This window comes from Nocardioides halotolerans DSM 19273 (genome assembly GCF_000422805.1).
Classification (GTDB): domain Bacteria; phylum Actinomycetota; class Actinomycetes; order Propionibacteriales; family Nocardioidaceae; genus Nocardioides; species Nocardioides halotolerans.
In genome coordinates this window covers 30063-45810 of sequence record NZ_KE383926.1, presented here as the reverse complement: position 1 = coordinate 45810, position 15748 = coordinate 30063, and the positions used below count along the sequence as shown (strand labels likewise).

Genomic DNA, 15748 nt, shown 5'->3' with positions numbered 1-15748 from the left:
CCTGCTCCCCCTCTCAGGACATCATGTACCTGTGAGTCCCCGCCGACGGCTGCGCGACATCGCCCGTTCCCTGCGGGTCGAGCACGCCGAGCCGGTGGTGGACGACGACTTCGTCGCCCGGCTCGCCGAGACTGCCCGGGCTGGCCGGTCGGTGCCTGCCGAACCGCGGCGGCGCCTCGGCTTCGCCGCCGCGGCGGCGCTGCTGACGACCCTGGTCGTCGGCGGCGGGATCGGCATCGCCTACGGCGCCGGCGTCGTGAGCCCGCCCTGGTCGCCGGATCCGCACCCCGCTCCGCCCTCGGCCAGCACGACCCGCACCGGCGGCGAGCGCGGACCGTCCGGCTCGGCGTCCGACCCCGGCCCGTCCGGCGTGACCAGCGACGCCCACCCGGCCGGCACCTCCTCGGGGGTCGGCACGTCGTCCGGCACGGGCGGTTCCGGCAGCACGTTCGAGGCGACGCCCGGCGGCCCCGGCCCGAGCGGTCCGACGCAGACCCCCAGCGACCCGCCGGCACCGACCCCGACGACCCCCACGCCGACCGCCACGTCGAGCCACGGCGGTGGCAACGGGCACGGCGGTGGCATCGGCCACGGCGGTGGCAACGGCCACGGCGGTGGCATCGGCCACGGCGGTGGCAACGGCCACGGCGGTGGCAACGGCCACGGCGGTGGCAACGGCCACGGTGGCGGCAACGGCGACGGTGGCGGCAACGGCGGTGGGAACGGTCACGGCGGCGGCGGTAACGGCGGAGGCGGCGGTAACGGCGGAGGCGGCGGCAACGGCGGAGGCGGCGGTAACGGCGGAGGCGGCGGCAACGGGAACGGCACCGGCAACGGCAACGGCAACGGCAACGGCAACGGCTCCTCGTCCTGACCCGCGCGGCGAGACTCAGACCACGAGGTGGAGCGCCCGGTCGGCCAGGCCGATCCGCAGCTGCTGGCCCCAGCCGAGGGTGAGGTGGTCGTCCTCGATGCCGTCGCCGAAGGCGACCAGCCGGTTGGACTCGACGGTGACGAGTAGGGGCTCCGCACCGAGGCGGCCCTCGGTGAGCGTGTCGCCGGTGACCGGGGAGACCCACGCCTCCCGGGTGAACCACGCGAGCGCGGGCTCGACCGGCGACGGGAGGGCGAGCGTGCTGTGCCGCTCGCGCCAGATCGACGAGCACCACCCGGTGGCGCCGGTGGCTGTGCCGATGACCAGTCCGGACGACGCCTGCCGCTCGGAGGCACCTCCGGGCACGGTCACGGTGTAGCGCGCCGTCTGGTGGCTGGCGTGCCCGACGAAGATCTCGTTGAGCGCGACCAGGTGCTGGCCGTCGTCGGCCTCCGCGACCACCATCGTCAGCGCGGCCTGCGGGAGCTCGCCGGCGACCACGGCGAGGAGCAGCGAGCCGGCGTCGGCGGCGGGGTGGCGGACCAGCACGCCGGGGTTGCGACCGGGCTCGGGGTCGATGCCGATGACGGGCTGCCCGGCGAGGTACTTCGCGACGTTCGGCACCAGGCCGTCCTGGCCGACCACGACCACGACGTCCTCCGGCGCGAAGAGGAAGCGCGACAGGTCCTCGCGCTCGACCTCGCCGCGCCGCCAGCTGACCGGGATCGCGGCCGAGACCACGCGCACGGCCTCGGCCTGGGCCTCGTGCCGCGACACCACCTCGGTGATGTCGCGGCCTCGCGAGGACAGGAAGAAGGCCGCCTGTCCGTGCGACCCGTGCCGGCCCACCAGCTCGTCGTACTCCGACCGCCTGTGGACCAGCACCACCCGGGGCGCGAGGCTCATCGCGCGAGCTCCTCCGTGCGCTGGCCGAACCGCGCGGCCACCGACGTGAGCAGGTCGGGCGTCAGCACCAGGTGCTCGATGCTGGGCAGGTTGGCGGCCAGCTCCTTGAGCGCGAGCGCCAGGAGGACGTTCTCCGACAGCTCGCGGTACGCCGCCAGCCGGGCCGCCTCGCTGGCCCCCTCGGCCTCGCCGACCAGCCGGATGCCCTCCGCCCGCGCCGCCTCGAGCCGCTGGGAGCGAGCCGCCTCGGCGCCGACCCGGATCTCGTCGGCGGCCGCGGCCTCCTCGGCCGACCGGCGGCCGTTGAGACCGTTCTGGGCGACCAGCTGCTCCTCGCGGCGGGCGAGCTCGATCTGGTTCTGGAGCTCGTTCTCGGCGATCGCGCGCTCCCGCTCGACGGCCAGCGCCCGTCGTTCGTAGGTCGCCCGGTCCGACTCCGCCTGCAGCTGCTCGCGGGTTGGCGTCTGCAGCGCCCGCTCCACCTCGGGCTCGGGCCGGATCGCCACGACGCGGGTCCCGACCACGCTGATGCCGGTCTCGGCCAGTCGGCTGTCGCCGGCCAGACCCTCGCTCACCGCGTCGCGGACCGCCATCACCCCGTCGGTGAGCGCCTGGGTGAGCGTCGCCCGCGCCAGCACGCCCAGCGCGTGCTGCTGCGTCGTCTCGGCGAGGATCGTCGCTACCTGCGACAGCGGGGTGGCGAGGTAGAGCCCGTTCTCGGGGCTGATCGAGAAGTCGATGCGCTCGGCCGCGACCGCGGGGTCGAGGCGGTAGGTCACCGACGCCTGCACGGCGACGTCCTGGAAGTCGAGCGTCTGCGCGTGGAACTGCAGCGGCAGCTCGCGGTCGTCGACGGGCACCTCGGACAGGACCGCGCTCAGCGGCCGGAACCAGAACGAGCCCCCGATCCCCTCGTGGACCACCCGACCGTTGCGGAGGTGCCGCACGTAGGTGGTCTCGGTCCCCCGCAGGTGACGGCAGAACGGGTAGCGAACGATGACAGCCATCTCATCTCTCCTTTATCGTCGATACGACGATAATGCGCCTCGCATCCCTTCTCGTCAAATTGACGATCGATGGTCTAGGCTGGCCGCGTGAGCGACCACCCACCGTTCGCCGTCACCGTGGACGTCGTGCTGCTGACCATCAGGGCGGGCGAGCTCTCGGCCCTGGTCGTACGCCGCGGCGAGGCGCCGTACCGCGGCCGCTGGGCGCTGCCGGGCGGGTTCGTCCGTCCCGACGAGGACCTCGACGCCGCCGCGGCCCGCGAGCTGCGCGAGGAGACCGGCCTGCGGCACGGCTTCCACCTCGAGCAGCTCCGCACCTACGGCGCACCGCGCCGCGACCCGCGGATGCGCACGGTGACGGTCGCCTACCTGGCCCTGGCGCCCGACCTGACCAGCCCGGTCGCGAGCACCGACGCCGCCGAGGCCGAGTGGCGACCGGTGGACGCGCTGCTGTCGGCGCGGCCGGGCCTCGCCTTCGACCACGGCCGGATCCTCGGCGACGCTCTCGAGCGCGCCCGCGCGAAGCTCGAGTACTCCCCGCTCGCGGCCGCCTTCTGCCCCGAGGAGTTCACGATCGGGGAGCTCCGCCGGGTCTACGAGACCGTGTGGGGCACCGCGATCGACCCGCGCAACTTCCACCGCAAGGTGTCGAAGACGCCCGGGTTCCTCGTGCCGACGGGCGAGACGACGACGCGCGACGGCGGCCGCCCGGCCCAGCTGTTCCGGCGCGGCTCGCTCGACCTGCTCAACCCGCCGCTGACCCGAGGCTGAGGAGCCCGAGCCCGGCGCGCACCGGCCGCCGGCGCACGGCGCGCGCCAGCGTGGTCTCGCCGCGCGTGATCCGGCTGAACTGCCGCCACCCCACCGACGTCGAGCGGATCAGCTCGTGGAAGGCCCACGGGCGCGCCTCGAACGCGCGCAGGCAGCGCTCGCCGGCGGCCATCTCGGGGAGCAGGTCGGCCGACAGGGCGGCGCGGTAGCGCTCGACCGCCCCCGGAGCGCCGCCCGCTGCCACGACACCCGCCAGGGCGCCGGAGCGGGTGGCGAAGGAGATGCCCTCACGGGTCCACGGCTCCAGCAAGCCGGCCGCGTCACCGGCGAGCAGCACCCGGCCGCAGCCCAGCGGCGAGCCCGGCGTGCGGCAGCGGGTCAGGTGTCCGGTGTCCTGCAGCACCCGGAGCCCGCCGAGACCGAGCCACCCGACGACGTCGCGCAGGTAGGCGCGGGTCGCCTCACCCGCACCCCTCGCCGCGATCACGCCGACGGTGAGGGTGTCGCCCTTGGGGAAGACCCAGGCGTACGACCCGGGGATCGGCCCCCAGTCGAGGTGCACGCGGTCGGCCCACTCCCCCGCGAGCGGGCCGGCCTCGAGCTCGAGCTCCAGGCCGAGGTCGACCCGCGAGAGCCGGACCCCCACGTCACGCGCCAGCCGGCTGGAGGTCCCATCAGCGGCGATCACCACCTGCGCGCGCAGCGGTCCGGCGTCGGTCTCGACGACCGCGCCGTCGGGGCGCTCCTCGACCGACGCCACCCGGCACGGCACCCGCGCCTCGGCGCCGGCCTCGACCGCGCTCCGGAGCAGCCACGCGTCCAGCTCGGCGCGCGTGACCATCCGGAGGCACGGCTCCGCGACGGTGCGCGTACGCCGCCGCCCGCCCGCCAGCGAGAGCGAGACCCGGGTGATGGACGCGCGCGTCGGCGGCGTTCCGGGAAGCGCGGCCAGCGACGGCCCGATCAGGCCGCCGCCGCACGTCTTGTAGCGCGGGAACGCCGCCCGGTCGAGCACCACGACGCGCGCACCGGCCGCCGCGGCCGCGCGGGCGGCCGACGACCCCGCCGGCCCCGCGCCCACCACCGCGACGTCGTACTCGTCCACGGGTGGGGACGCTACGACACGTCGACCCGGCGCGAAGTTCGCGCCGGGTCGACATCGACCTCAGACGGCGCGCATCACCGGCACCGCGGTGGCGCCCTTGGCGGCGGTGAGCCAGACCTTCGCGCCCTCCTCGACCCCGGTGCTGCGGGCCAGGGTGCGCGTCATGGTGACAAGCGCCTCGGCGCCGTCGTCGGTGGTCACGGTGACCCGCACCTCGAAGCCGACGCGCAGGATCCGGGTGACCGTGCCGGGGGTCGAGCCGGCGACGCCGGGGCTCATCGACACGTCGATGTCGTGCGGGCGCACGGTCTGGCCGGCCAGGTCGGTCGTCTCGCCGAGGAAGCGCATCACGAAGTCGTTGGCCGGCTTGTCGTAGAGCGTGTCGGGGCTGCCGACCTGCTCCACCCGGCCGTCGTTGATCACCACGATCTCGTCGGCGACCTCGAGGGCCTCCTCCTGGTCGTGGGTCACGAAGATCGTCGTGGTGTGGACCTCGTCGTGGAGCCGGCGCAGCCAGTCGCGCAGCTCCTTGCGCACCTTGGCGTCGAGCGCACCGAACGGCTCGTCGAGCAGCAGCACGGTCGGCTCGACCGCGAGGGCGCGCGCCAGCGCCATCCGCTGGCGCTGGCCGCCCGAGAGCTGGGAGGGCATCCGGTCGCGGAACTGCGAGAGGTGCACCAGCTCGAGCAGCTCGGCGACCCGCTTGTCGATCTCGGCGCGCGGCCGCTTGCGGATCTCGAGACCGAACGCGACGTTCTTGGCCACCGACATGTGCTTGAACACCGCGTAGTGCTGGAAGACGAAGCCCACGTTGCGCTTGCGCGCCGGCAGGTTCGTCGCCTCCCGGCCCTCGATGGTGACGGTGCCGGCGTCGGCCGTGTCCAGCCCCGCGATGATCCGCAGCAGCGTGGACTTGCCTCCGCCGGACGGGCCGAGCAGGGCGGTGAGCTGCCCGGTGGGCAGCGAGACGGTGACGTCGTCGAGCGCGACGAAGTCGCCGAAGGTCTTGGTCAGACCTGAGACGTCGATGCTCATGATGCTTTCTCCTGGATGGCGGCCGTGGCGGTGGCCCGGCTCGGCTTGTGGTCCTTGGGGCGCAGCAGCGCCACGATGACGAGGCAGACGACGGCCGCGGCCACGAGCAGGAACGACATGGCGTACGCCGTCTGCTGCTCGAAGTTCTGGTACTTCTGCTGCACCAGCACCGGAGCGGTCGTGGTCTCGCCGCTGATGTTGCCGGCGACGACCTTGACCGCGCCGAACTCGCCCAGCGAGCGGGCCAGGCTGAGGACGACGCCGTAGACGACCGCCCACTTGATGCCGGGCAGCGTGATCCGCCAGAAGGTCTGCCACGCGTTGGCGCCCAGGCTGTTGGCGGCCTGCTCCTGGTCGTCACCCATGTCCTCGAGGACCGGCACGACCTCGCGGATCACCAGCGGCAGGGCCACGAACGTCGTGGCCATGACCATCCCGGGCTTGGCGAAGATGATCTGGATGCCGTGGGCGTCCAGGCTCTCGCCGAACCACCCGAAGCGCGGGTTGTAGACCAGGATCAGCGCCAGGCCCACCACGATCGGCGACACCGCCAGCGGCAGGTCGATCAGCGCCGACAGGGCCCGCTTGCCCGGGAACTCGTAGCGCACCAGCAGCAGCGACATGCCCACCCCGAACAGCAGGTTGATCGCGACCGCGCACAGCGCGACGACGACGCTCAGCTGCAGGGCATGGGTGACGTCGGGGTCCTGGAGGGCCTCGGTGAACGCCTGGGTGCCGCCCTCGAACGTGCGCCGGACGATCAGTGCGCTCGGCCAGCCGATGAGGAAGAACAGGTAGCCGACGACGACGAGCCTCAGCACCCAGGTCACGACGGTGCTGCCGCTGCCGACGGACGTGCTCGACGTGCTAGCCACGGCGCGCCAGCCTCCTCTGGATCAGGTCGAAGACCACGATGGCGACCAGCGCGACGAGCAGCAGGATCGTCGCCACGGCGGCCGCGGACTGCTGGTTGCCACCCTCGATCGCGCTGTAGACCCGCACCGAGGCGACCTCGGTCCGGTTCGGCAGGTTGCCGCTGAGCAGCACCAGCGAGCCGTACTCGCTGATCGCGCGGGCGAAGGAGAGCGTGGCCCCCGCGAAGATGGCCGGGGCCAGCGTCGGCAGAATCACCCGGCGGAAGGTGGTGGCGCGCGAAGCCCCGAGGGACGCCGCGGCGTCCTCGACGTCGGTGTCCATCTCCTCGAGCACCGGCTGCACGGTCCGGACCACGAACGGCACGGTGACGAACGCCAGCGCGAGCAGCACCGCCTTGCGGGTGTTGTTCCACTCGAGGCCGAGGGGACTCTCCGCGCCGTACAGCGAGAGGAGCACCAGCCCGGCCACGATGGTCGGCATCGCGAAGGGGATGTCGATCACCAGGTCGAGGAGCTTCTTGCCCGGGAACCGGTCACGGACCAGCACCCAGGCGATCACCGTGCCCATCACGATGTTGACGCCGGTGACGGCGAGGGAGCTGAGCACGGTCAGCTTGAGGGCGTTGAACGTCTGCTTGTTGGTCAGCGCGTCCTTGAACGTGCCGAGCCCGCCCTCACCCGCGGTCCAGACGACCGCGGTGAGGGGGATCAGCACCAGGAGGCTGAACCAGATCATGCCGACGCCCAGGCCGAGGGCGGAGCCCTTGGTCAGGGAGTGTCGCGAGGCCGGCCGGCGCACGCGCGCCGGCCGACCCCCCGCGACACGTGCGGTCGCAGTGGACATCGTGTCGAGCTACTGCCCGGCCTCGGCCTGGATCTGGGTCAGGATGCCCAGCGGGTTCCCGTCCTCGCCGTCGCCGAAGAACGTGCTGTTGGCCTCGTCCCAGCCGCCGAAGTCACCGTCGATGGTGAGCAGCTTGCCCGGAGCGGGGAACGGGTCGGTCGGGTCGTTGGCACCCTCGACCTCGAGGTCGCCCACGTCGACGAGCGGCCGGTAGCCGGTCGCGGCGTAGAGCTTCTGCCCGTCGGCGCTCTTCTGGAAGTCCAGGAAGTCGGTCGCAGCCTTCGGGGCGTCCTTGATCAGCGCGCACGCGTTGTCGATCGACAGCGTCTCGTCGGGGATCACGTAGTCGAAGTCCTGGCCGCTCTGGCGGGCCAGGATCGCCTCGTTCTCGTAGGACAGCAGGACGTCGCCGGTGCCGCTCGTGAACGCCGTGGTGGCGTCACGGCCGCTGTCCGGCAGCGCCGCGACGTTCGCGAAGAACTGCGTCATGTACTCCTGCGCGGCCTCGTCGCTGCCGCCCTCGTCCTTCGCCGCGCCGTACGCCGCGAGGAGGTTCCACTTGGCGGAGCCGGACGACGCCGGGTTCGGCGTGACGATGCCGACGCCGGACTCGATGAGGTCGTCCCACGACTCGATGCCCTTGGGGTTGCCCTTCTGGACCACGAAGACCACGACGGACTTGGTGCAGATGCCCTGGGTGTCGTTGTCCTTCCAGTCCTCGGCCACCAGGCCCTCCCCGACCAGACGCGTCACGTCGGGCTCCAGCGACAGGTGGACCTCGTCGGCCTTCGCGCCGGCCACGACGGCCCGCGACTGGTCGCCCGAGGCGCCGTAGGACTCCTTGAAGGTCACGTCCTTGCCGGCGTCGGTCTTCTCGAACGCCGCAATCACGCCCTTGTTGGCCTGCTCGAGCACCGAGTACCCGACGAGGTTCAGCGTCGTCTTGTCCGACGCGGCGTCGGAGTCGCCACCGCACCCGGTCAAGGCCAGCACCCCGGCGACGGTCAGCGTCGCCGCAACCTTGATCGTCTTGTTCATCGTGATCTTCTCTCTCTCCTGCACCCTGGAGCCGCGCCCGAGAAACGGCGTTGCTCAGTTATTACGAGCAGACTACTCGACTTAGGTGCTTTGGTGGCAAATGCCCGCAGCGTGGCGCGTGTCACCCATCCGAGGGCAGAGATGCATGGGGTGCGAGGCGGCGCCGCACTATCGTGGAGCGTGCGCCGGGTGGCCGGGGCGGCAGAGGAACGTCAGCCAGCACGCCTCGTCCATGCGTGACTGGGAGCAGCACCGAGGAGGGGGCGCCCACGTGCCCAAGCAGGTCAAGCAGGTCGACCGGGTCATCATCCGGTTCGCTGGCGACTCCGGCGACGGGATGCAGCTCACCGGCGACCGGTTCACCCAGGAGTCCGCGGCGTTCGGCAACGACCTCGTCACGCTCCCGAACTTCCCGGCCGAGATCCGCGCGCCGCAGGGCACGCTGCCGGGCGTCTCGTCGTTCCAGGTGCACTTCGCCGACCACGACATCCTGACCGCGGGCGACGCCCCCGACGTGCTCGTCGCGATGAACCCCGCCGCGCTCAAGGCCAACCTGTCCGACCTGCCCACGGGCGCGGCGATCATCGTCGACACCCACGACTTCAGCGACCGCAACCTCACCAAGGCGGGCTACACCGCCAACCCGCTCGCGAGCCTCGGTGACGCCAACGACCAGCTCGGCGACTTCCAGGTGTTCCCGGTCGACCTGACCGGGATGACCGTCGAGGCGGTCAAGGAGTTCGGCCTGTCGCGCAAGGACGCCGCCCGCGCCAAGAACATGTTCGCCCTCGGGCTGCTGTCGTGGATGTACGGCCGCCCGACCGAGACCACGATCGACTTCCTCGCCAGGCGGTTCGCCAAGGTCGAGGACATCCGCGACGCCAACATCACGGCGTTCAAGGCGGGCTGGAACTTCGGCGAGACGACCGAGACCTTCATGGTCCAGTACGAGGTGAAGCCGGCCCCGATGGCGCCCGGCGTCTACCGCAACATCAGCGGCAACCTCGCGCTGGCCTACGGACTCGTCGCCGGTGCCGTGCAGTCGGGGCTCGACATCGTGCTCGGCACCTACCCCATCACCCCGGCCTCCGACATCCTCCACGAGCTCTCGAAGCACAAGTCCTTCGGCGTCACGACCTTCCAGGCCGAGGACGAGATCGCCGGCATCGGCGCCGCCATCGGCGCGTCGTTCTCCGGCAAGCTCGGCATCACCTCGACCTCCGGCCCCGGCATCGCGCTGAAGTCGGAGGCGATCGGGCTGGCCGTGATGACCGAGCTGCCGCTCGTCGTCGTCGACGTGCAGCGCGGCGGCCCCTCGACGGGCCTGCCGACCAAGACCGAGCAGGCCGACCTGCTGCAGGCGATGTTCGGCCGCAACGGCGAGGCTCCCGTGCCGATCGTGGCGCCGCAGTCGCCGGGCGACTGCTTCGACGCCGCCGTCGAGGCGATCCGGATCGCGGTGACCTACCGCACCCCGGTGATGCTGCTCTCCGACGGCTACCTCGCCAACGGCTCGGAGCCGTGGCGGATCCCCGAGGTCGACGACCTGCCGCGCATCGACCCGGCGTTCGCCACCACCACCAACCACGTGGTGCGGACCAACGACGACGGCACGGAGGAGACCGAGTTCTGGCCCTACCTGCGCGACGAGGAGACGCTGGCCCGCCCGTGGGCGATCCCCGGCACCCCGGGCCTCGAGCACCGCATCGGCGGTCTCGAGAAGGGTGACGGGCACGGCAACATCTCCTACGACCCCGCCAACCACGACCTGATGGTCCGCACCCGGCAGGCGAAGGTCGACCGGATTGCCGAGTCGCTCCCCCCGCTCGAGGTCGACGACCCCTCGGGCGCCGCCAAGGTGCTCGTGGTCGGCTGGGGCTCGACCTACGGCCCCATCGGCGCGGGCGTGCGCCGCGTGCGCAAGGCCGGCTTCAACGTCGCCCAGGTGCACCTGCGCCACCTCAACCCGTTCCCGAAGGACCTCGGCGACATCCTCGGGCGCTACGACAAGGTGCTGGTGCCGGAGATGAACCTCGGCCAGCTCGCGCTGCTGCTGCGCGGCAAGTACCTCGTCGACGCCATCGGCTACAACCACGTGCGCGGGCTGCCGCTCAAGGCGGCCGAGCTCGCCGAGGCCATCGGTCACCTCGTCGCGGAGGCCGAGGGCATCGAGGTCGACCTGACCACCCCGACTCCCGAGGGAGCACAGGCATGAGCACCGACCTCGGTCTCCCCGTCACCCGCTCGGGCGTCGAGGGCGTCCCGACGTACGACGGGCCGCCCCAGACCGGCAAGGACTTCACCTCCGACCAGGAGGTGCGCTGGTGCCCCGGCTGCGGCGACTACGCCGTGCTCAAGGCCGTGCAGTCGTTCCTGCCGCAGCTCGGCCTGCGCCGGGAGAACATCGTCTTCGTCTCCGGCATCGGCTGCTCGTCGCGGTTCCCCTACTACCTCGACACCTACGGCATGCACTCGATCCACGGCCGCGCGCCGTCGATCGCGACCGGCATCGCCACCGCGCGCGAGGATCTGTCGGTCTGGGTGGTCACCGGTGACGGCGACGCGCTGTCGATCGGTGGCAACCACCTGATCCACGCGCTGCGCCGCAACGTCAACATGACGATCCTGCTCTTCAACAACCGGATCTACGGCCTCACCAAGGGCCAGTACTCCCCCACCTCCGAGACCGGCAAGGTCACCAAGTCCACGCCGATGGGCTCGGTCGACCACCCGTTCAACCCCGTGTCGCTCGCGCTGGGCGCGGAGGCCAGCTTCGTGGCCCGCACCATCGACTCCGACCGCAAGCACCTCACCGCGGTGCTCTCGGCGGCGGCGGCCCACCGCGGCACCTCGCTCGTCGAGATCTACCAGAACTGCCCGATCTTCAACGACGGCGCGTTCGACGCGATCAAGGGCAACGACACGAAGGCCGACGCGATCATCCCGCTCGAGCACGGCCAGCCGATCCGCTTCGGAGCCCCCGACTCCTCCGGGCTGGGCCAGAAGGGGCTGGTGCGCGACTCGGAGACCGGCGGGGTCAAGGTCGCGCTGGTCGCCGACGTGGGCGAGGACGCGATCATCGTCCACGACGTCTACAACCCCGACCCGACGCTGGCGTTCGCGATCTCCCGGCTGACCGACTCGGGCTACCTCGACCAGTCACCGATCGGCATCTTCCGCCAGGTCGAGCGGCCGACGTACGACGACCAGGCGCGCGCCCAGGTCACCACCGCCCGCGAGGCGGTGAGCGGCACCCCCGCCGAGCGGCTGGCGGCCCTCATCGGCGGCGGCGACACCTGGACCGTCATGTGAGCGGCGGTCTCTGAGCAGCGCGACGGCCCCCACCCTCCCGGGTGGGGGCCGTCGTCGTCGGTGTCAGCCGCTGAACAGCTGGGCGTCAGGCGGGCTGCCAGACCTGCTTGCCGCGGACGGTGATGATGCAGCCGACCGGCACGATGTGCTGGCTGGTGTTGGCCGTTGCCGGGGCGAGCACGCGGTAGCACGTGCGGGTGTTCTTGTACTGGTAGACGCGGGTGCGGAACTTGCCGTTGCTCTTGTTGACGTTGAGCTTGCGGTAGAGGACGAAGCGGCCGCCGTTGGCGTTGCGGAAGATGCCGACCTTGGTCACCCCCGCGACGCCGTAGATGACGAAGTGGTCGTTGCCGGCCTCGACCATGTTGGCCCGCAGCGGCGTGAGGCCCTTGGCCGCGTGCACGCCGGTGGTGGGCCGCGATGCCTGGGCCGACGAGGTGAGGGTGGCGGACAGCGTGAGGGACATCAGGGTCGCCACGACGAGGGCGACGGCTCGGTACAGGCGCATGCGGATCTCTTTTCGGTGCGGTGCTCGGGTCTGTCGCCGTGACACTAGACCCAGAGAACCTCGTCGAAACACCACCTGATCAGGCCATATGCAAGATGGCCCCCACCGGTGGTGGGGGCCATCTGGACGGGTGAGGAGGTCAGCCGCAGCTGCCCTTGCAGACGTGGATGACCTCGGACGTCGTCCGGCCGACCCGCACGGCGTAGTAGCCCTCCTTCTTGAGCCCGCTGAAGGTGTAGGCACCACTCCTGCTGGTCTTGGTGCTCTTGAACCGCGCGTAGTGGCCGTTGGCCTTCGAGGCGCGCAGCAGGATCGCGGTCTTCTTGGCCCGGGGCTTGATCTTGCCGTAGAGCCGGAACCCCTTGCCGCCGTTGGCGGCGAAGTGGATCGAGACCTTCTTCGTGCCCTTCTCGGCCACCGTCGTGTGGCCGGCGTTCGCCTGCGACGGCGAGACCAGCGCCTGCGACATCGTGACTGCCAGAAGGACCGCCATCACGAACGAGACGGCTCGGGACATGCGCATGCTGCTTTCCTCTCGGGGGACGAGGCTGGTCGGACGCCAACCTGCACTCTCCCTGCCCTTGCGCAGGGAGGTCGAAACCCTTGTCGGGCGTGCGGGACGGCGGGGATCAGCCGGACTCGATGCAGCCGATGACCCTCGACGTCGTCTTCCGGTACGTCGCGCTGGCCGGGACCTGCACCTTGAAGCAGGTCTTCTTGCGCCCGGCCTGGACGATGGGGGTGCGGAACTTCCCCTTCTTCGTGGTGCGGGTCTTCTTCCACACCTGGTAGTGGCCGCCGGCGACGTTGCGCAGGACCTTGATCCTGCCCTTCGGGAACGTCGGCACCCGGCCCTCGATGTAGAACGTGTTGGTGTGGCCGACCTCGGCGCCGCGGAGCTCTCGGATGTGGTGCCGAGGCTTGGCCTGGGCGTCCGCGGGCGAGACGAGGGCCTGCCCCGTCGTGACGGTCATGAGCAGTGCGACGACGGCTCCGACGATGCGGGCGAGGCGCATGCTTTCCTCCAAATGGGCTCGGAACATCAAGGATCGACCTTACGCGGCGGACCCCAGAAACCCGATCCGGTGGGCCTCACTAGGCTGGGTCGGTGACGGACGGGCGGCGCGGGCTGCTGCTGGGCGTCGCGGCGTACGGCCTCTGGGGCGGGTTCCCGCTCTACTGGCCCCACCTCGAGCCCGCCGGCGCGATCGAGATCCTCGCGCACCGCGTGCTGTGGTCGGTCATCACGATGGGTCTCCTCATCGTGCTCCTGCGCCGCACCCGTCAGGTCCGGGCGATCTTCGCCCACCGCCGCACGTTCGTGCTCCTGGCGGTCGCGGCCGCGACGATCACGGTCAACTGGGCGACCTACATCTACGGCGTCAACAACGGCAAGGTCATCGAGACCTCGCTGGGCTACTTCATCAACCCGCTCGTGACCGTACTGATGGGGGTGCTGATCCTCGGCGAGCGCCTCCGACCGCTCCAGTGGGCGGCCATGTGCGTCGCCAGCGGCGCTGTGGTGGTGCTCACCGTCGACTACGGCCGGCTGCCGTGGGTCGCGCTCGTGCTGGCCTTCTCGTTCGGCACCTACGGGCTGGCCAAGAAGTCCGCCAACGTGGGCGCGGTCGAGAGCCTCACCGTCGAGACCACGCTCATCGCGCCGTTCGCCGCGGCGTACGTCGGGTGGCTGATGGCGACCGGGCACTCCAACTTCGCCTCACACGGCGCCGGCCACTCGCTGTGGCTCGCCAGCGCGGGCATCGTGACGGCGGTCCCGCTGATCTGCTTCGGCGCGGCGGCGATCCGGGTCTCGATGGTGACCCTGGGGCTGCTGCAGTACCTCGCCCCCATCATCCAGTTCGCCCTCGGCGTCCTCTACTTCCACGAGGACATGCCGCCGGGCCGCTGGGTCGGCTTCGTGCTGGTCTGGGTCGCGCTGGTGATCTTCACCTACGAGGCGAACGCCCACCGACGACGTCAGCTGCGGCTGGCCGCCCTGGCCTCGGCGGCCTGACGCGCACTAGCCGCCGGGACAGCCGCTGCTGTCGCCGCCCGAGTGGCACCCGGGGGCGCCCGGGCCGGAGGGGCTCGGCGGCGGGTCCGGAGGGTCGTCCTGGACCGGGCCGGCCGTCGTGACCGCGAACACCAGCGCGGCCGCCAGCGCGGCGAGTGCCACCAGCCCGTGCCAGACCCAGGCGCGGCGGGCCCCGCGGCGTACGGCGCTCACCCAGGTCGCCAGCAGGCTCGCGCCCAGCAGCGCGAGGAGCACCCAGTAGTTGCGCACGTACTCCTCGTCGATGTCGACGGGGTCACCGAAGAAGGTGAGGTGCGCGGCGATCCAGTTCAGGCCCAGCACGACGACCAGCAGCACCGACACGAGCGAGGCCAGCGGCTCCAGGGCGGAACCCCTGCGGGGCGGGGTGGTGGGCGGGGTCGCGGCGCGGTCGGTCTCTGTGCTGGTCACCCGACCATGCTCTCCGGCGGGCGCGCCCCGCACCTGAGTACGCGGGCCTGACCTGACCTAGGACGAGCGGGTGGCCACCACGTCGGCGAAGGCCTCGAGCGCCGCCCGCACCGGACCGTCGGGGAGCACTCCGAGGAGGGCCTTGGCCTCGGTGGCGCGGTCGACGACGTAGGCCCGGGCGCGGTCCATGGCGGGGTGCGCGCGCAGCAGCGCCAGCGCCTCGGCGTGCAGCGCGTCGTCGGTGAGGGGGCCGGCGAGCAGCTCGAGCAGCCGGGCGTCCTCGGGCGACGTCGAGGCCTGCGCCATCAGCACCGGCAGCGTCGGCACGCCCTCGCGCAGGTCGGTGCCGGGGGTCTTGCCTGACTCGACCGAGTCGGAGGCGACGTCGATGATGTCGTCGGAGAGCTGGAAGGCGGAGCCGACGATCTCGCCGTACGCCGCGAGCGCCTGCTCGACCTCGGGGCTGGCGCCGCCGAAGCGGGCGCCGTAGCGCGCCGAGGTCGCGATCAGCGAGCCGGTCTTGCCTGCCACCACCTCGAGGTAGTGCTCGAGCGGGTCCGCGTCGGGCCCGGGCTCCACGGTCTCGAGGATCTGGCCCTCGACGAGCCTGCTGAAGGTCTCGGCCTGGATCCGCACGGCGTCTGCGCCGAGCTGGGCGGTCAGCTCGGACGACTTGGCGAACAGGAAGTCGCCGGTGAGGATCGCGACCAGGTTGTCCCAGCGCGCGTTGGCCGACTCGGAGCCGCGCCGCAGGTCCGCCTCGTCCATGACGTCGTCGTGGTAGAGCGAGCCGACGTGGGTGATCTCCACGACGCACGCCGCGGTGACGACGTCGTCGACGCCGGGGTGCTCACCGGCCTCGGCCGCGAGCAGCACCAGCAGCGGCCGGAACCTCTTCCCGCCGGCGTCGAGCAGGTGCGAGGCCGCCTCGGTCACGAAGGGGAAGCGGCTCTGCACGTGGGCGTAGAGAGCCTTCTCCACCTCGTCCATCCGGCCGCGCAGCCGG

General features: G+C 71.7%; 17 protein-coding genes. 5 read left to right on the top strand and 12 right to left on the bottom strand.

All coding sequences use genetic code 11. The features are described from left to right. The first annotated feature begins 31 nt into the window (after positions 1–31). On the top strand, positions 32–874 hold the full coding sequence (locus G514_RS31000) for a hypothetical protein (protein WP_028653501.1): 843 nt from the start codon (positions 32–34) through the stop codon (positions 872–874). Between the two features lie 15 nt (positions 875–889). Here the strand turns inward: G514_RS31000 and G514_RS0121930 are convergent, their stop codons facing one another. Beyond that, positions 890–1780, bottom strand: a complete 891-nt coding sequence (locus tag G514_RS0121930) for a diacylglycerol kinase catalytic domain-containing protein (RefSeq protein ID WP_028653500.1) — start codon at positions 1778–1780, stop codon at positions 890–892. Then, positions 1777–2787, bottom strand: a complete 1011-nt coding sequence (locus tag G514_RS0121925) for an SPFH domain-containing protein (protein WP_028653499.1) — start codon at positions 2785–2787, stop codon at positions 1777–1779. Before G514_RS0121925 ends, G514_RS0121930 begins: the two co-directional genes overlap by 4 nt. An 87-nt stretch (positions 2788–2874) precedes the next feature. Here G514_RS0121925 and G514_RS0121920 point away from each other — a divergent pair, with 87 nt between their 5' ends. Beyond that, positions 2875–3558 (top strand): NUDIX hydrolase, encoded by a 684-nt coding sequence (locus tag G514_RS0121920; protein ID WP_028653498.1) that lies wholly within the window; start codon positions 2875–2877, stop codon positions 3556–3558. Here the strand turns inward: G514_RS0121920 and G514_RS0121915 are convergent. The 5 genes from G514_RS0121915 to G514_RS0121895 are packed head-to-tail and all read right to left on the bottom strand — an operon-like array spanning position 3533 to position 8455. Beyond that, the gene (locus G514_RS0121915; RefSeq protein WP_036565995.1) at positions 3533–4663 is read right to left on the bottom strand and encodes a geranylgeranyl reductase family protein; all 1131 of its coding nucleotides are present in this window, start codon (positions 4661–4663) and stop codon (positions 3533–3535) included. The two genes, G514_RS0121920 and G514_RS0121915, sit on opposite strands and share 26 nt — an antisense overlap. A 60-nt stretch (positions 4664–4723) precedes the next feature. Beyond that, positions 4724–5698: a sulfate/molybdate ABC transporter ATP-binding protein gene (locus G514_RS0121910; RefSeq protein ID WP_028653496.1), complete on the bottom strand. Its 975-nt coding sequence runs from the start codon at positions 5696–5698 to the stop codon at positions 4724–4726. Then, positions 5695–6573: a sulfate ABC transporter permease gene (locus G514_RS28330; RefSeq protein WP_245582304.1), complete on the bottom strand. Its 879-nt coding sequence runs from the start codon at positions 6571–6573 to the stop codon at positions 5695–5697. Before G514_RS28330 ends, G514_RS0121910 begins: the two co-directional genes overlap by 4 nt. Next, the gene (gene cysT, locus G514_RS0121900) at positions 6566–7417 is read right to left on the bottom strand and encodes a sulfate ABC transporter permease subunit CysT (protein WP_028653495.1); all 852 of its coding nucleotides are present in this window, start codon (positions 7415–7417) and stop codon (positions 6566–6568) included. The genes G514_RS28330 and cysT overlap by 8 nt, the downstream gene beginning before the upstream one ends. 9 nt (positions 7418–7426) lie before the next feature. Beyond that, entirely contained in the window at positions 7427–8455 is a 1029-nt protein-coding gene (locus G514_RS0121895) for a sulfate ABC transporter substrate-binding protein (protein ID WP_028653494.1), read from the bottom strand. Positions 8456–8687: 232 nt separating this feature from the next. Here G514_RS0121895 and G514_RS0121890 point away from each other — a divergent pair, with 232 nt between their 5' ends. Together G514_RS0121890 and G514_RS0121885 are read left to right on the top strand one after the other, a co-directional pair. After that, complete coding sequence (locus tag G514_RS0121890; RefSeq protein WP_051248050.1) at positions 8688–10670, top strand: 2-oxoacid:acceptor oxidoreductase subunit alpha; 1983 nt, start codon at positions 8688–8690, stop codon at positions 10668–10670. Beyond that, a complete protein-coding gene (locus G514_RS0121885) occupies positions 10667–11767 on the top strand; it encodes a 2-oxoacid:ferredoxin oxidoreductase subunit beta (RefSeq protein WP_028653492.1) in 1101 nt (366 codons plus the stop codon). The genes G514_RS0121890 and G514_RS0121885 overlap by 4 nt, the downstream gene beginning before the upstream one ends. 85 nt (positions 11768–11852) lie before the next feature. On the opposite strand, the gene G514_RS0121880 is transcribed toward G514_RS0121885, so the two are convergent. The 3 genes from G514_RS0121880 to G514_RS0121870 all read right to left on the bottom strand — a co-directional run bounded on the left by G514_RS0121880 (position 11853) and on the right by G514_RS0121870 (position 13291). Then, entirely contained in the window at positions 11853–12275 is a 423-nt protein-coding gene (locus tag G514_RS0121880) for a hypothetical protein (RefSeq protein ID WP_028653491.1), read from the bottom strand. A gap of 139 nt (positions 12276–12414) precedes the next feature. Beyond that, a complete protein-coding gene (locus G514_RS0121875; RefSeq protein ID WP_028653490.1) occupies positions 12415–12798 on the bottom strand; it encodes a hypothetical protein in 384 nt (127 codons plus the stop codon). 106 nt (positions 12799–12904) lie between these two features. Continuing rightward, positions 12905–13291 (bottom strand): hypothetical protein, encoded by a 387-nt coding sequence (locus tag G514_RS0121870; RefSeq protein WP_028653489.1) that lies wholly within the window; start codon positions 13289–13291, stop codon positions 12905–12907. 92 nt (positions 13292–13383) lie between these two features. Between G514_RS0121870 and rarD the strand changes: the two genes are divergently transcribed. After that, complete coding sequence (rarD, locus tag G514_RS28325; RefSeq protein WP_036566048.1) at positions 13384–14292, top strand: EamA family transporter RarD; 909 nt, start codon at positions 13384–13386, stop codon at positions 14290–14292. Positions 14293–14298: 6 nt separating this feature from the next. Here the strand turns inward: rarD and G514_RS0121860 are convergent, their stop codons facing one another. Further along, positions 14299–14742, bottom strand: a complete 444-nt coding sequence (locus G514_RS0121860) for a DUF6234 family protein (RefSeq protein WP_028653488.1) — start codon at positions 14740–14742, stop codon at positions 14299–14301. 57 nt (positions 14743–14799) lie between these two features. Beyond that, positions 14800–15732, bottom strand: coding sequence for a polyprenyl synthetase family protein (locus tag G514_RS0121855; protein ID WP_245582313.1), 933 nt, complete (start codon positions 15730–15732; stop codon positions 14800–14802). Between the last annotated feature and the right edge of the window lie 16 nt (positions 15733–15748).

Excerpts from the sequence above, each read along its gene's own strand:
- G514_RS0121925 (WP_028653499.1), bottom strand. The coding sequence starts at position 2,787 with ATGGCTGTCATCGTTCGCTACCCGTTCTGCCGTCACCTGCGGGGGACC.
- G514_RS0121910 (WP_028653496.1), bottom strand. The coding sequence starts at position 5,698 with ATGAGCATCGACGTCTCAGGTCTGACCAAGACCTTCGGCGACTTCGTC.
- G514_RS0121930 (WP_028653500.1), bottom strand. The coding sequence starts at position 1,780 with ATGAGCCTCGCGCCCCGGGTGGTGCTGGTCCACAGGCGGTCGGAGTAC.
- G514_RS0121890 (WP_051248050.1), top strand. The coding sequence starts at position 8,688 with ATGCGTGACTGGGAGCAGCACCGAGGAGGGGGCGCCCACGTGCCCAAG.
- G514_RS0121870 (WP_028653489.1), bottom strand. The coding sequence starts at position 13,291 with ATGCGCCTCGCCCGCATCGTCGGAGCCGTCGTCGCACTGCTCATGACC.
- G514_RS0121880 (WP_028653491.1), bottom strand. The coding sequence starts at position 12,275 with ATGCGCCTGTACCGAGCCGTCGCCCTCGTCGTGGCGACCCTGATGTCC.
- G514_RS0121875 (WP_028653490.1), bottom strand. The coding sequence starts at position 12,798 with ATGCGCATGTCCCGAGCCGTCTCGTTCGTGATGGCGGTCCTTCTGGCA.
- G514_RS0121895 (WP_028653494.1), bottom strand. The coding sequence starts at position 8,455 with ATGAACAAGACGATCAAGGTTGCGGCGACGCTGACCGTCGCCGGGGTG.
- G514_RS0121885 (WP_028653492.1), top strand. The coding sequence starts at position 10,667 with ATGAGCACCGACCTCGGTCTCCCCGTCACCCGCTCGGGCGTCGAGGGC.
- G514_RS0121855 (WP_245582313.1), bottom strand. The coding sequence starts at position 15,732 with ATGGACGAGGTGGAGAAGGCTCTCTACGCCCACGTGCAGAGCCGCTTC.
- cysT (WP_028653495.1), bottom strand. The coding sequence starts at position 7,417 with ATGTCCACTGCGACCGCACGTGTCGCGGGGGGTCGGCCGGCGCGCGTG.